Consider the following 15,784-nt stretch of genomic DNA (forward strand, 5'->3'; position numbering starts at 1 on the left):
CTTTGAGTTGACAGTTCACGCCGACAGTGTCTGGCCGGTGTGGCGTTGGATGCACGGGCGGCCGCATGAGTGAGTTGCAGCGCCCAGACGACACACGCGACCTGCTCGGACGGGTGTCGGCGCTGATCGAGGAGACGCGCGCTGTCGTCGCCGCGCAGGTGAATGCGGCACTGACGCTGATGAACTGGAAGATCGGGCACCTCATCGATTCCGAAGTACTCGGGAAGCAGCGTGCTGGATACGCAGAGGAGATTGTGGCCACGCTGTCGCCACAATTGACGAAGCGCTACGGACGAGGCTTCGACAAGTCAAGCCTCTACCGGATGGTCCGGTTCTCGCAGACCTTCCCCGACCGCGAGATTGTGGCCACAATGGCGCAACAATTGAGTTGGAGCCACTTCAAGGTGCTACTGCCCGTGCACTCGGACGAGGCAAGGACCTTCTACATCCAGCAGGCGAGCAGTGCCCGGCTCAGCGTCCGGGCACTGCGCGAGCTGATTGGGCGGCAGGGGTTCGAGCGTCGCGAGATCGCCAACGCGCAGACCCCGGGTGGATCAGCGGTTCCGCAGGATACCTTCAGTGATCCCTACTTCCTCGAATTCCTCGGGCTCAAGGACACCTACGCCGAACGCGACCTCGAAGACGCACTCCTCCGCGAAATGGAGGCGTTCCTCCTCGAAGTCGGCAACGGATGGACCTTCGTCGCCCGTCAGAAGCGGATGACGATCGACAACGACGACTTCTTCCTCGACCTGCTGTTCTACTCGCGCGCACTGCACCGCCTGATCGCGGTGGAACTCAAGATCGGCAAGTTCAAGGCCGCACACGAAGGGCAGATGAAGCTCTACCTGAAGTGGCTCGACCGCTACGAGCGCCGTAGCGAAGAGGAAGCACCGCTGGGTCTGATCCTGTGCACCGAGACGAGCCGGGAACAGATCGAACTACTGGAGATGCACAAGGACGGCATCGTCGTAGCCGAGTACTGGACGACCCTGCCGCCCAAAGAAGATCTGCAGCAGCGAATCACGCAAATCTACCGCGCTGCGAAAGAACGAGTCGCGCGCCGCGCACTCGGCCCGGCACGCGACGACGAGGACGAGGACGACGAATGAGTAAGCCCCCCACGATCGCCGGCCACCTCGCGGATCGCTTCGACTCCAAGCGCATCGTCGTTTGGCACGACCCCGACGCCGGTTACGCGACCGAGATCGACGGGCAGGTACCGGCCGACGTGACGGTACTGCACGTCGCCAACAACGAGTTCGCGATCAAACATCGGGTGTTGCGCGAAGAACGGGCGGCGAAGTTCTTAATCTACCGATCCGGCAGTGTGCCCGAGGGCGTCGGAAACTGGCTGCTCGACATAGAGCTGGCCTACGGCCCGGTGTTCACCGCCGACCGTCGCGAACTTATGCGGGCCGACCTTGGGCTGAGCGCGCCAGGCTCCGAAGAGTTGATCGCCCGGTATCCGTCGTTCTTCGACGACCCGAAGCTGGTGACAAGGCTCAAAGCGCTACCGCTGATCGGCGACGACCTGACGGTTATACAGGCACAGATGTGCGCTGTGCTTCTGAACCAGAAGGAGCACAGCTTCTCTGAACTCACCCGCGCACTGCTGATGCAGCACGCAGGCGGCGAAACCACCGGATTCGATTCGCTCGCCTCCCACGGCCTCGCAGACTTCTACTGGGCCGGCGCCTCCGGCATCTACGGCTTCACGTCGCAGGCGCCGACGGTGGCGGGGTTTGTGCTGTGGATCTTCCAGCGCGCCGTCGACGGGTTCGACGTCACTGAGTCGAACAAGGCACGGAACCTGGCGCTCGACTTCCGCGGCTTCCGCGACTCCAAACGCAGCAGCGCGGCGATGAAATCGCTGGCCCGCACCGTCGAGGGCAACCTCGACTACTCGGATCACGTCGACGAGATCGCGTGGGAAACGCTCAAGGAGACCGACGTCTTCGACGCCGGTGAGCGAGAGGTGATACGGCGTCTGGTCGAAGGGATCAGTGCGCAGACGATGCCGTATCGCGACATCGCCGATGCAATCAGCGCCAGGCGTCGCGACAGCTTCTGGTTCGACGACTACGCGACCCTGTATGAGGGGCTGAGCGCCGCGGCCGAGCTGCTTCCGGCGATCAGGAACACCGCACTTCACATCAGCAGCTTCGACGAGGGGCTGACGCGGTATCGCGATGAGTGGTTCCGCATCGACCAGCGCTATCGACAGTTCACCCAGGCGTATCTGACGGCGGAGTTCAAGCAGCCGATCGAGGCACTGGCAGACCTGGTCGAGAAGGCCTATGTGACCAGTTTCCTCGCCCCGCTCGGAGTGGCGTGGCAGCAGCAGGTCAATACGGTCACGCAATGGGGCACCGTCGGCATAACCTCGCAAACTTCGTTCTACGACCACTACGTCGCCCCGACCCTCACAGGCCGCAAAAAGGCCGTCGTGATCGTCTCCGACGCACTCCGCTACGAGGTCGCCGACGAGCTCAGCACCAAGATCCGCGGTGAGAACAAGTTCTCTGCCTCCATCGACGTCATGCTCGGCGCGCTGCCGTCCTACACACAACTCGGGATGGCGGCACTGCTTCCGCACACCACGCTGGCGCATTCGTCAGGAGGCGATCCGGTGCTGGTCGACGGCCAGAAGTCCGACGGCACCATGAACCGCAGCAAGATCCTCAGCGCAGTCGGCGGCACAGCGATCCAGGCGACGGACTTCATCGAGATGAAGCCAGCCGATCGTCGTGACCTGTACTCGTCGAATCAGGTGCTGTACGTCTACCACGACACGATTGACGCGACCGGCGACAAAGCCGCCTCCGAGCACCGGACGTTCACGGCGGCAGCGGACGCAGTCCGGGAGTTGATGGATATTATCAAGAAGCTTGCGAGCGCGAACGCGACGAACATCATCGTCACCGCCGATCACGGGTTCCTCTATCAGCGGTCCAAACTGGCCGAGCAGTTCAACCTGACGGTGAAACCGCAGGGCGAGCAGATCGTGAAGTCAAAGCGCCGCTACGTGCTGGGGCGAGGATTGAAGAAGGACGCAGCGTTCACGACATTCAAGCCCGACCAAGTGGGACTGTCGAGCGACCTGGAAGTGCAGATCCCGAACTCGATCCAGCGAATCGTGCAGCCCGGAGCCGGGTACCAGTTCGTGCACGGCGGCGCCTCGTTACAGGAGATCGTGGTGCCGGTGATCCAGATCAACAAGAGCCGCAGCGACACGGTGGAGCCGGTGAACGTCGACATCCACCCCGAGTCGGATCGGATCACGACCGGGCAGATCGTGGTCAAGTTGTACCAATCGGTCAAGGTGGAGCCACACAAGCCCGCGCGGCGACTTCGTGCCGGCCTCTACTTCGGCGACACGCTGATCTCCAACGAGCAGGAGATGACCTTCGACTCGAGCAGCGACGCGGGGCGCGACCGATTCCAAAGCGTGACACTGCTTCTCAGTAAGGATGCGGACGACGCCAACAACCACAGCGTCGAGTTCCGACTCTCAGAGCCGATCGAGGGTACCGACCAGTGGAAGAAGTACAAGAGCGCGCCGTACACGATCAAACGTGCCTTCGCCAGCGACGACGGATGGGATTTCTGATGAGCGACCACATCGACCTGACCGAGGCGGCCCTCATCGAGCAGACACCCGACGAGGGCCCCGCGGATGCCGTGGCTGAGCCGACTATGTTGGACCGCAAGATCAACGCGCGCTTCCCGGGAGCGGTGGTGCGCAAGGATCTCGTCAAGGCCGTCAAAGGCAACGCCATCGTGCCGTCCTACGTGCTGGAGTACTTGCTCGGGCAGTTCGCCGCGACCGACGACGAGGCGACGATCCAGGAGGGCATCGAGAAGGTGCGCCGAATCCTCGCCGAACACTACGTTCACCGCAATGAGTCGGAGCTGGTGAAGTCGAAGATCCGCGAGAAGGGCCGTTTCCGGGTCATCGACCGGGTCAGCGTGGCGCTGAACGCGAAAGACGACCTCTACGAGGCCTCCTTCGCCAACCTTGGGATCAGAGGTGTGGTGATTGATCCAGGGACGGCAACCAGCAACCCGAAGTTGCTGGTCAGCGAAGTGTGGTGCCTGTGCGACATCGAGTACTTCCACAGTGACGACCCGCGCACCGTGCCATGGATCCTCGGGAGTCTGAAGCCGATCCAGATGTCGAACTTCGACTATCACGGCTACCTCGACGCGCGCCAAGCCTTCACCACCGATGAGTGGATCGACCTGCTGATCCAGTCGATCGGCTTCAACCCCGAGATGTTCGGGCGACGGGCCAAGCTGCTCCAGTTGACCCGGCTGGTCCCATTCGTGGAACGCAACTACAACCTCGTCGAGCTCGGTCCGAAGGGCACCGGCAAATCGCACATCTACTCGGAGTTCTCACCCCACGGCATGCTGATCTCCGGCGGCGAGATCACCGTACCGAAACTGTTCGTAAACAACGCCAACGGCAAGATCGGTCTCGTCGGCTACTGGGACGTCGTCGCGTTCGACGAGTTCGCGGGCAAGAAGAAGCGCACCGACAAGGCACTGGTCGACATCATGAAGAACTATATGGCGAACAAATCGTTCTCCCGCGGTGTCAGACCGGAAAGTGCTGAGGCATCGATGGTATTCGTCGGCAACACCTCACACACCGTGCCGTACATGCTCAAGCACTCAGACCTATTCGACGAGCTCCCAGAGAGCTACCACGACCCAGCCTACCTCGACCGGCTGCACTTCTACATTCCCGGCTGGGAGGTCGACACAATCCGCGGTGAAATGTTCTCCAGCGGGTACGGTTTCGTCGTCGACTACATCGCCGAAGTCCTCAAGTCGATGCGAAATCTCGACTACTCCGACCGTTACCAGCGGTACTTCACGCTCGGCTCGGACATCTCCACCCGCGACCGCGACGGCATCCACAAGACCTTCTCCGGCCTGATGAAGCTGCTCTACCCGCACGAGCAGGCCACCGCTGAGGAGATCGAGGAGATCCTGCGCTTCGCGATCGAAGGCCGCAAGCGCGTCAAGGACCAGATCCTGCGCTTGGACGACACCATGGCTGCGGTGAAGTTCGGGTACCAGTCGCTCGGTGGCGAGTGGACGGCTGTCACCACATTGGAGGAGGACGAGTACCCCAGGCATTATCACCGCGGCCGCCCCGGCGCCGCGAGCGACGACCAGGAGCCAGTCGATCTGGTTGGCCCCACTACGGGTGCGGTCGGGTCGGAAGCGCCTGTTGTCTCGGCCCCGGTGAAGGAGGAGCTGTTCCAGGGGCACCGGGATTTCGTTGAGAATCAGCGCGGCATCTCGTTCGACACCCTCTTCATGCCGTACCTGCGAGGCGCGACTGAGATCGAGTTGCACGATCCTTACATCCGGATGAGCCACCAGGGGCGCAATTTGGTTGAGCTGCTCGCCCTGATTGCGTCTGCCAAAGACCCCGCTGACGAGGTGACCTTCAAACTGTTCACCGGGCTTGAGGTCGACCCGGGCTATCAGATTAAGCAGTTGCAGATGCTCAATCAGATCGTCCAAGGCGCGGCTCAGCAGGGCATCAAAGTCGAGGTGGGGAAGGACCCTGGCGGTCACGATCGCTGGATCCGCACGGACAGCGGATGGCGAATCAACCTCGGCCGCGGCCTCGACATCTTCCAGAAGCAAGAAGGCGGCTGGTTCGATTTCGGCAGTACGCGCCAGGAGTTCCGCCAGGTCAGGGCATTCGGCGTGACGTACATCCGGGAGGTGGAGTGACGGTGGACGTCTACGGACGTGAGTCCGCAGACCTCCGCCGTGATGAATGGTCGAGAGGGCCTCGTCGCCGTGGGACGGAGTCGACGGTCTCCGCGGCTTAACGATGACCACGACCGGAGCCGCGCCGGAAGGGCGTCGAACCGGCAGCACCGGCGCCGGCCCGGTGGCTCTGGCCGCCGAGCGGGGCGAGATCGCATTTCGATATGCGCCACAAGCCCACCGTGCAGCCGCTCAAGCTCACCCGCACGCGCATCTGGCCACTCGCCTGTGTCGTTTCACGATCACCTATGTTGCGCATACCCCTCTGAGGTTCCCGCCGGGCTGGCAGTGTGCGGTAACCGAGTACAGCAGAATCCAGCCAGTCTGCGGTATTGGTAGCTATCCCAAGGATCGCGCCGCCAGCCAGATGGCGTGGTCAACCTCCCAGGCCGTCACCCGTCTACCCAGATCGGAACTGATGCGCTTAGAGACCTTGCTCAGCAGCGTTCGTGCTTGTTCAGGGGTGGTGCCGTCTACACCGTGGGCAGAGAGCCAGCGCACCACCATGCGATTAGGTTTAACGGTGTCCTCGTCGCCGACGAGCATCCATAGGTATCCGCGCCGCACCCCGGCAGTCCCTTCACCGGGCACCTGCCGTAATTCCATCTCGACCGTGCCGAGATGGACCGCGTCGGTCAACAGTTCCCGCGCCTCCTGCAAGCTCCGGACACCGTGATCGTTCAGGATGCGGGCGTATCGCAGCACAGCCTCCGCCTTCAGAATCCCGCCACGGGTCGAGGTCCGCTGCTTATTGGTGGCTTGCACCAAGTTCGCTTCGTTTGGGTACCGGCTCAGGAACTCTCCGAGCGGAACAGGATCCGGTCCGTCCTCGACCTCATGAGGCACCGAAGGCTCAGCGACATCGAAATCGGCGGCTACCCGCCGCACGAGAGGGACGACAACGGTGTCGTACCGCGCACCGATGCTAAAGACGGCGTCGAGGATGCAGAACGTCAAGCTCACCCAGCGTCGTTGCCGTGGCTGCGGATCAAGATCCCGAACCCCGGCCGTGATCCGATCCATCACTTCAGCATCGTCGCTCACCATCCGCACGTTATCCGACAACCGCCAGTTTCCCTGGCAGCCACACTTCGAAAATCCCGACAAACCGTGCGTCGAGTTGTTGTGTCATGAAACGAAATTGACCTAAGCGGTCAGACGCCGCGGCCTGGGGACGCGATAAGCTCCACGCCATGCGTAGATTCGGCCCCGCGGTGGTGACCGCCTCGGCACTGTTCCTGCTGCTCGTAGGCTGCGGCGACGATCCGGTGACCGTTCCCGACGTGACCGGATACCGACTCGACGACGCCCACAACGCACTCAAGGACGCGGGCCTTGAGAATTTCGAGGACGTCGACGTCATCGAGGACCGAACACCGCTGATGGACTCCAACTGGGTCGTTCTTGGTCAAGAACCCATCGCAGGTAACAGCACAGAACCCGATTCCACCGTCCGACTCGACATCGCCAAACCGGAGGACGATGGGGTGAGGGAACGTATTCCGGCCGGCTCACCCGTCAGCGACGAGTTGCGGCAGCGCGACGAAGCCGATGCCCGCTCGATGGCCGAACAACAACAGCGCGATGAAGAGCGGAAACGCCAGCAAGACGTCGACAACGCCAAGGACGCTCAAACCTTCGCCGATACGATCGACCCGGCCGCCCGCGTCGCCAAGAACGCCATCACCGACATGGGCGCCCTAGGCGACCAGATCGCCGGCAGCGGCACCGTGAGTGCCACAACGGGGGCCTCGCTCAACGACATCAAACGTGCCCTCGAGGTGTACAAGGCCTCGTTCGAAGATGCCCCCGACCACATCAACGACCACGCCGACCAGCTCCAGGAATCCCTCGACCAGTTCATGCGAGCAGCAAGTACGCTTCTCAGCGCCGAAGGGGCATCCGCCGTCGGGTCGGTTGACCGCTTCCGGCAGCTCTACGGCGAAGCCCAAGCTCGCTACAACGAGGCCCTCACGAGTCTGTACGCGGGTACGTCGGTCCAGCCGCCGCTCTTATGATCTGACAACCCGGCAGCCGACTGATGCAAAGCCTTCGCGGATGCGCACTGAGAAGGCGACCGAGGACGGTCTCGATGGAGCTTAACGAGCGGTCATCCCCGTGGCCCACCAGGATTCCTCGATACGGCACTGCCTGCTTCGCCGTTCTGCTGATCGAGTGCCTGATCGAGACGTGGTAAAAAGTCCGTCGAAGGGTCGTAGCCGATTGTGGACTTGAAAACGCAGTGTTCCGTCGTCATGGAGGAGGCGTCGGATTCTGCAGCATATGCTCGAGACCGTACATCCAAGGGCGCAAGTCGTGCGGGAACGTTCTACAAATTCATGTGAAATTCGGGAGACTTGGCCCGATTGTGACCGTGATTTGGACGCTATGGCCCAGCGCGCCCCCTTCTGATCGGTGATGAAAAGCCAGTTGAGTAATCCGCTCGGCGTTAACATCCCCCTGACCCTGCGGGTTGCGGTAACCGAGCAACTCGCCCAGGCCGTCGATGGTTGGTTTCCACAGGTTTGCCCAGGTGCGGGGTAGCCCAGTCACAAAAGCGATGTGTAGAGCAACTGGCCCGTCTGGGACGGGTTTCAACCCAGCAACAGCGTCCTGAATCTCCTCTTTGAATCGTGGTTTTGCGTATGACCTGCGCGTCAGCAGTGTGGCTGTCTGCCCGAAAGCAGGGGCCGGCGCCGGCGCCGCCGGCCCAACCGTGACCGTGGAAAGATCCGAGTGCTGTTTCGTGCACCACACACTTGTTAACTGCTGTCCAACAACATTCTTCAGTCTTTCGGCGAGGGGAAAAACGTATCTTTCCAAACTCGGCTGCTGGAGCAACGATTTGGTTGCCGGGAGACCTACATCCAAGTGAAGTGCAATAGGGCCGGACACAGCCGTCAACGCGGGGGCTAAAAGGGTCTCGCTGTGATCCAGGTACCGGGCCATTCGAAGCTGATCTTTTATACTTAGTTGCTCCGAACTCTGCGACACAGGTGTCACCCGCAGGGTAGTTCGTTCTCCTGCTGGACTATTGAAGCTGGGTGCAGGCAGACTCATAGAGCGCATGGTACCCGAACGCATACCGTATCCGTGCCAACCCTCTGGGCGCTGCCTTCGGTGGAGCAACATATCGGGAACGCCTTCCACAATGTAGAGGGCGCGCACTTCATCACATAGGGTACGACGAAGTGGTTATGGTTCGCCAGAAGCGGCAGACCCGCCCACCCGGCGACCTGACGTCGCGGACCTGGGACGTACGTGGTTGTGGAATCGGGCAGGTCGCGCGCGGTGACAAACGGGTGCGGTGCTCCGACTCCCTTCCGCCACGATGACGTCACCATCGATGACGCAATGAGCGTTGGGGTTCGGTATCTGCAGCGGATCGGGCTTGCCGACGGGCCGGTGATCGGGGACGGGTTCACCGAGGATCGCCAGACCGCCGTGGTGTACGGTCAGCCCGGCAATCGAGGCGACCAGCACAACGGTCCTGTCGAATACGACGAGGACGATCGTCGAGGCAGCGACGTGATCGGCACGCGACTTCCACACTCCCACAGATCCTGCGGCGCCAGACCTAGGGTGTACCGGACCTGTGTACAACCCAGCGGGTCATCAGAATTCGACCGGGCATTCGCCGAGCGTGACCCGGGCCGAGGTGATACGGGGGCGGGGTCTGCTTTACACCCCCATCGCCTGTCCTGAGTGCATCTGCTGAGACACCTCCTCCGTTGCCTAGCATCAGAACGGAGACGTACCTTTCGCCCAGGTCTTGGCCCAGTCGCCGCGGATGCCAGTCGCCTCGAAGTCGCCGAGGTCGGTGGTGGCGAACGGGTCGTCCCGGTACCGGACCTCGTCGAACTGCGCACCTCGCGGATCAACTTTGACCAGCGCGAGACGGTAACGCGGGACGGCGTTCTTGCCGGTCATGACTTCGTTGTGGGTGACGAAGAAGTCCTCGGCGCCATCAATCCGGGCCTTGACCTCGATTCGGTAGGTGTCGCCGTTGGCGTCGGTCGAGAGGATGTCGAAGCCCTTGTTGGTGAAGGCCTGCTCTACCGGTTTACGGCCCAGCTCGCGCTCGTGGGCCATGACGAGGTCGACACCGCGGCGCTCGACTTCCTTGGTCTCCTTGGCGTGTATGGGCGATGTGGCCGGGATATCGCCTTCCAGCATTCTGATCGGAAGCACCAATGCAGCTGTCACGATGCGCGGCGGCTTGGTCGACATCAGCTGCTGCTGATCAAGCAGAGCGAGGCGCTTGCGGAGGCGGACATCGAGCTCGACGGCCTTGCGGTTGAGGCTGTCGGAGGATTCCTTGGGTTTCTCGCCGTTCTGCTCCTTCTCCGATGCCACCGCAGCGTCCAGCAGGAGGCGCTCGCTCTCGGAACTGAGCCGCTTGGTCACCAGGTCGCGGGCCTTCTCGAGTTCGGCACGCCGTCGCGGCTGGACCTCGGCGAGGTATTCGGGTAGCTGGTTGGCGATGATCCAGCTCATGGCCTTGTCCTCGGCGTCGCCGAGCCAGGCCAGGCTCTGGGCATTGTCAACGGCTGGACCGGCAGGTGCGGCCACGCAATCGAGATACGGCGCAGGACCGGCCGGGCAGACGGTGCCGAACTGGTCGACGTAGGCGTAGCCGAAGCGACGTGCGACCGACCCGCCGGTGGCGTCGGCGACCTCCTCGACGACACCGACAAGGAGATGAGGCTCCTCGAGGGTCGAGGAGACAAGGATCGTGCCCTGGTTGAGGACACCACCGAAGTTGCGGATCGCCTCACCCATGACCGCGTCGTGCAGAGGGTGACCCGGCGCCAGGAGGTCGGCGCGAGCCAGGTTCCCGGGCTGGACCTGGCTGAGATCGAAGGTGGCCCTGTCGTACTTGGTCGCGATCGGCCCGGTGCCCGCTGAGCGGATGTGTTGCGGGACGTTCGCGATCTCGTAGCGTCCCTTTTCGCGCCTGACGATGCGGCCGCCGAGTTTGGTGAACGCGGCCTTGAACGCGAGCTCGATGTAGTGCGGCTGCAGCCGGCGCGCACGTGCGTCGTCCATCGCGGCCCGCAGTTTGTGGAGGTCGGCGTCGGCGAGGTGCTCGGAGGCCAGCGCCCGCTCGTCGAGCAGATCCTTGAGCCCGTCCCCGACTGAGGCGTCGATGACCTCGTGCATCTTTGCTCTCACATCCTCGCGCTCACCGTACTGGATGGCCTCCAGCAGCAGGTTGCGCAGCGGCGTGTCGGTGAATGCCTCACCGAGGACGTCGAAGACCTTGCCGCCGTATGTCTGCCGCATCTGGTCGAGCTTCTCCAGCAGGCGGGTGAAGACCTCGCCCTCCCGTGTGTTCGAGGCGACGAGGTTCCAGAGGCGGCAGACCTCCTCCTGGCCGATGCGGTGGACGCGACCGAAGCGCTGCTCGATGCGGTTCGGGTTCCACGGCAGGTCGTAGTTGACCATCAGGTGCGCGGCCTGAAGGTTGAGGCCTTCTCCGGCGGCGTCGGTGGCGAGGAGGATCTGGCAGTCGCGGTTCTTGGTGAACTCCTCGGTGATCTGGCGGCGCTCGGCGCGGCGCACGCCGCCATGGATGGCGCGCACGGCGTCGGGCTTGCCGAGGAGGGAGCTGATCTTGCCCTGGAGGTAGTCGAGGGTGTCGCGGTGCTCGGTGAAGATGATGAACTTCCGCGGCCAACCGTTGTTGTCGGTGACGAGCGCGTTGTCCTGGAGGATGTTCGAGAGCTCGGTCCACTTGCGGTCGGTGCCGGCCTCACGGACCCGTTGTGCGGTCTTGATCAGGTCGCCGAGTTCGACGAGTTCGGCGTTGAGCTCGGTGACGGTCTGGGCGGCGGTCGCCGCGTCGAGGAGTTCTTCCTCCATCTGCTCGAGCTCTTCGGCGTTGTACTCGTCCTCGTCGAGAGTGCTGACGTCGAGGGTCGGTTCGCTGTCGCGGTAGGTGCCGTTCTGGATCTCGACCTTCTTGCGTTCCAAGCGCTCGGAACGTCGGACGAGGCTCTTGTAGATCGCTTCCGGGCTGGACGCGAGGCGCCTTTGGAGGACGGTGAGCGCGAAGCCGACGGTGTTCTTGCGTTTGCCGCCGACGCGCTCGGCACGGTTCATCCCCTCCCGGACGTAGTGAGTCACATCTTCATAGAGCTCGTATTCGAGCGCCGTCAGCTCGTACGGGACCGTTTCGGCGATGCGCTCCGGGAAGAGCTTCTTGCCCTCGAAGGTCAGGAGGTCTTCTTTGACCATGCGGCGCATGATGCCGCTGACGTCGGCGCTCTTCTTCTGCTTGCCTTCGAACCGGTCGCGGTCGAGCAGGGTCAGGAAGAGCTGGAAGTCCTCCTCCTTGCCCGAGTGCGGGGTCGCGGTCATCAGCAGTAGGTGGCGGGTGATCTGGCCGAGCATCTCGCCGAGCAGGAATCGTTTGGTCTTGCGCAGCTCGCCGCCGAAGTAGTGCGCCCCCATCCGGTGGGCCTCGTCGACGATGATCAGGTCCCACTCGGTTTCCTTCAGCTGGGCCTGGAGTTGCTCGTTGCGGGAGAGCTGGTCCATCCGCGCGATCAGCAGCGGGTTGGTCTCGAAGACGTTGAAGTTCGCCTGGGCATCGATGAGCTGGTTGGTCAGAAGGTCGAACCGGAGCCCGAACTTGAAGAACAGCTCGTCCTGCCACTGCTCGACCAGTCCGCCGGGAGCGATGATCAGGCACTGCTTGACGTCGTCGCGGAGCAACAGCTCCTTGATGTAGAGACCTGCCATGATCGTCTTGCCGGCGCCTGGGTCGTCGGCGAGGAGGAACCGGAGGGGTGTGCGAGGCAGAAGCTCGCCGTACACCGCGCGGATCTGATGCGGCAGCGGTTGCACGTCACTGGTCGCGACGGCGAGCATCGGGTCGAACAGTCCGGCGAGCGAGATCCGCTGAGCCTCGGCGACGAGCTTGAAGTCGGAGGCCGTGGCGTCGAACGCGCGGCTGCCGCTCTGCGCGATGCTCAGGTTGTCCTGGTCCTTGCGGAACACGACCTGCTGACCAAGCCCGCCCGCGGCGTTCTTGAAGGTGAGCTCGAGCGCGTCGGCACCGTGCCACTGCACTGCGATGGCGGTCACTACCTCGGTGGGGATCAGCCCCTCGATGCGTAGCCCCGACTTCAAGTCCTCGAGCCGCACTTTGGAACCTCCTGATCGACAGTCGGTTAACGCTAGCGGAGGGATCGGACAAGTCAGAGCCCCGGGGCCAGCTAGTGTCTTCCCAGCAAACCGTATGAACCGAGCAGGCACATGGAACGACACGACCAACAACAACTACGCGAGATCAGCGACGAGGTCGCCGGCTGGGTAGCCCAGGCCACCACCATCACCGATCACCGCGCGAAGATCGAGCAAACCGCCAACTGCGCGGTCGACGCACTGCGCCATTCCGTCGTCGAGATCCACCGCGACGGGACCCCGGCCTGGCGCGTGATTCCGCTGCGAAGGACCGATGGCACCCGCCTCGGCGATGTGGCTCGACGCACACATCTCATCCCGCTGACCGAGGACGATCAGCAGGTCCTCAAGCGGCTCGTCACCGACGCGGCCGCCGCCACGCACGACGTGCGCTCCTCCCTCGGCGTCCGCCGATTCTTCCGCGGCAGCAAGAAGCGCGATGCAGGACGGGCCGCGGCGGATTTCCTGGTGGCGTTCTGGGAATGGGCCTCCGGTGCCGGCGTCCCTGCACTCTTGACCCAGCTGAGCGGCCAGTCGGCATCGCCGTCCGAGATCGCGACGTCCGAGGCGCTGGCCGAGTGGGTCGGGCTCGCCCCGCACCTCAACGACCTCGGTAACAGCCCCGAAGTCGTTGCGGCGGCCGCCGTCGCCGACCTGCCCGACGCGGTCGCGACCATCGAGCGGGCACTCGGGGACGAGGCCAATTCCCGGTCCAGGGCCGTGAACGCCGGCAACGAGGTCCGCGCCGCCGAAACCCGCGCGCTGGTCGTCGAGATGCCGGTCGAGCGACTCAAGGAAGCCACCCGCGACCGACTACTCATCGGTCCACTGACCGAGGCCGGGATCCGAACAGTCCAAGAGGTGCTGGACCTCGGTGCCGGCCTCGAACACCTGCCGCGAATCGGGGCAACGACCGCGACCCGGATCCGCGGAGCCGCCCACACCCTGTGGCAGACGACCTACGACGAGATGCCGGCGCGGATCGACATCAAGAACCGAACCGAGCCCACTACCCAACTACTTCGCAGCCTCGCGGCATGGGACGCCACGAGGAAAATCAAGGGGGCAACCACCGACCTCGCCCGAACCGAGGAACTCTCCGCACTCGCACGTGCGATCGACCGAAACGTCCACCATCTCCTTGTGATCGTCGCCGGAAGCGAACCAGTGTCGTCTCTCCACGACGATGTCGCGACCGTGGTCCGACGTGCTCGCCTTCTTTCTGGCACCACCAGTGCCACTGGATCGGCCGATCCGTGGGACGACTTCCTCGCCCGGCCCGCCGACTACTTCGCCATGCTCGCCGAACTCGGCTTCATCACCGAAGACGAGCAGAAGACACACGGCGACCTGCCCGAAGACATCATCGACGCGGTGCGTGCCCTCGAACTCGACACCGAGCACCTCTCCGCGTCCCTGCGCGGCTACCAGAGCTTCGCGGCACGATTCGCGCTCGTCCAGCGCAAAGTGATCATCGGGGACGAGATGGGGCTCGGAAAGACCGTCGAGGCGATCGCGGTCCTCGCACACCTCCGGTCGAAAGGTTCCCACCACACGGTGGTGATCTGCCCCGCAGCGGTGGTGACCAACTGGGTCCGTGAGGTGTCCTCCAAGTCCCAGTTGCGCCCCCACCGCGCCCACGGCCCCGCCCGCGACGCAGCTGTGCGCAGCTGGATTCGAAATGGCGGCGTCGCTGTGACCACCTTCGAGTCGCTGGCGTGGTTCGAGCAGCACACCGAGGCGGTCTCGGAGCTGAGCTGCATCGTGGTGGATGAGGCTCACTACATCAAGAATCCCGACGCGCTGCGTACCCAGCGCGCGACCCGACTGCTCGACTCGGCGGACCGCGCGATCCTGCTGACCGGCACACCGCTGGAGAATCGCATCGACGAGTTCCGCAACCTTGTCGGCTATCTTCGGCCCGACCTCGTCATCGATGCCAACGAACTGTCAGCCGGACGGTTCCGAAGGCAGGTCGCGCCCGCCTATCTCCGCCGCAATACCGAGGACGTCCTCACCGAATTGCCGGACCTTGTCGAGGTCGAGGAATGGCTCCCCATGTCCACCGACGACGCAGCCGCCTACCGGGATGCCGTCTCCAGCGGCAACTTCATGAAGATGCGTCAGGTCGCCATGCTCCACGGCCAGCGATCGGCGAAAATCCAGCGGTTGGTCGAGATCGTCGAGGAAGCCGAGGACAACGGTCGCCGGGTGATCGTCTTTTCCCACTTCCGGGATGTCCTCGACGAAGTGGTCCGTGCGCTGCCCGGTCAGGTCTTCGGGCCCTTGACAGGCTCCGTCCCGGCGGCCGCCCGCCAGACGATGGTCGATCAATTCTCTGCCGCAGGTCACGGCGCGGTTCTGGTGTCTCAGATCGTCGCCGGAGGTGTCGGCCTGAATATTCAGGCGGCGTCGGTCGTGGTGATCTGCGAGCCGCAACTCAAACCGACCACCGAATGGCAGGCCATCGCGCGAGCACGCCGTATGGGGCAACTCGAGTCCGTTCAGGTTCATCGGCTCCTGTCCGAGGAGGGTGTCGACCAGCGAATCACCACGATCCTCGAGCGCAAGCGTGAGCTGTTCGATGAGTTCGCCCGCGTCAGCGACACCGCCGAGAGCGCGCCCGAAGCCTTCGACGTATCCGAAGCCGATCTCGCACGAGACATCATCGCCGCCGAGCGCCAACGACTATCCGTCAACACTCCGAAGCCGTGACCGGATCGACCGAAACTGGTAGCCGTCACGGCAGGGTCTGTGACGGTACTGATTCCGCCAGCGCTCTCGCATGAGACCG

At 63.4% G+C, this 15,784-nt stretch carries 7 protein-coding genes; 5 read left to right on the forward strand and 2 right to left on the reverse strand.

Going from position 1 to position 15,784, the window contains the following annotated elements; genetic code table 11:
- The first annotated feature begins 65 nt into the window (after positions 1–65).
- From CA951_RS02930 to brxL, 3 genes are read left to right on the forward strand one after another with little or no spacing between them, the layout of a single operon-like run.
- Entirely contained in the window at positions 66–1,112 is a 1,047-nt protein-coding gene (locus CA951_RS02930) for a YhcG family protein (protein WP_087555440.1), read from the forward strand.
- Complete coding sequence (gene pglZ / locus CA951_RS02935) at positions 1,109–3,613, forward strand: BREX-1 system phosphatase PglZ type A (protein ID WP_087555441.1); 2,505 nt, start codon at positions 1,109–1,111, stop codon at positions 3,611–3,613. The genes CA951_RS02930 and pglZ overlap by 4 nt, the downstream gene beginning before the upstream one ends.
- Entirely contained in the window at positions 3,613–5,760 is a 2,148-nt protein-coding gene (gene brxL, locus CA951_RS02940) for a BREX system Lon protease-like protein BrxL (protein WP_087555442.1), read from the forward strand. Before pglZ ends, brxL begins: the two co-directional genes overlap by 1 nt.
- Before the next feature lie 378 nt (positions 5,761–6,138).
- On the opposite strand, the gene CA951_RS02945 is transcribed toward brxL, so the two are convergent.
- Entirely contained in the window at positions 6,139–6,846 is a 708-nt protein-coding gene (locus CA951_RS02945; protein ID WP_087555443.1) for a hypothetical protein, read from the reverse strand.
- A 146-nt stretch (positions 6,847–6,992) separates the two neighbouring features.
- On the opposite strand from CA951_RS02945, the gene CA951_RS02950 reads away from it, so the two are divergent.
- Positions 6,993–7,817 carry a PASTA domain-containing protein gene (locus CA951_RS02950; RefSeq protein WP_087555444.1) on the forward strand — a complete coding sequence of 275 codons (825 nt, stop codon included), beginning with the start codon at positions 6,993–6,995 and terminating at the stop codon, positions 7,815–7,817.
- Positions 7,818–9,540: 1,723 nt separating this feature from the next.
- On the opposite strand, the gene CA951_RS02955 is transcribed toward CA951_RS02950, so the two are convergent.
- Complete coding sequence (locus CA951_RS02955; RefSeq protein WP_087555445.1) at positions 9,541–12,951, reverse strand: helicase-related protein; 3,411 nt, start codon at positions 12,949–12,951, stop codon at positions 9,541–9,543.
- A 111-nt stretch (positions 12,952–13,062) separates the two neighbouring features.
- On the opposite strand from CA951_RS02955, the gene CA951_RS02960 reads away from it, so the two are divergent.
- Entirely contained in the window at positions 13,063–15,705 is a 2,643-nt protein-coding gene (locus tag CA951_RS02960; RefSeq protein WP_087555446.1) for a DEAD/DEAH box helicase, read from the forward strand.
- The last annotated feature ends 79 nt before the right edge of the window (positions 15,706–15,784 follow it).

This window comes from Rhodococcus sp. NCIMB 12038, from assembly GCF_002165735.1.
GTDB lineage: Bacteria > Actinomycetota > Actinomycetes > Mycobacteriales > Mycobacteriaceae > Rhodococcus_F.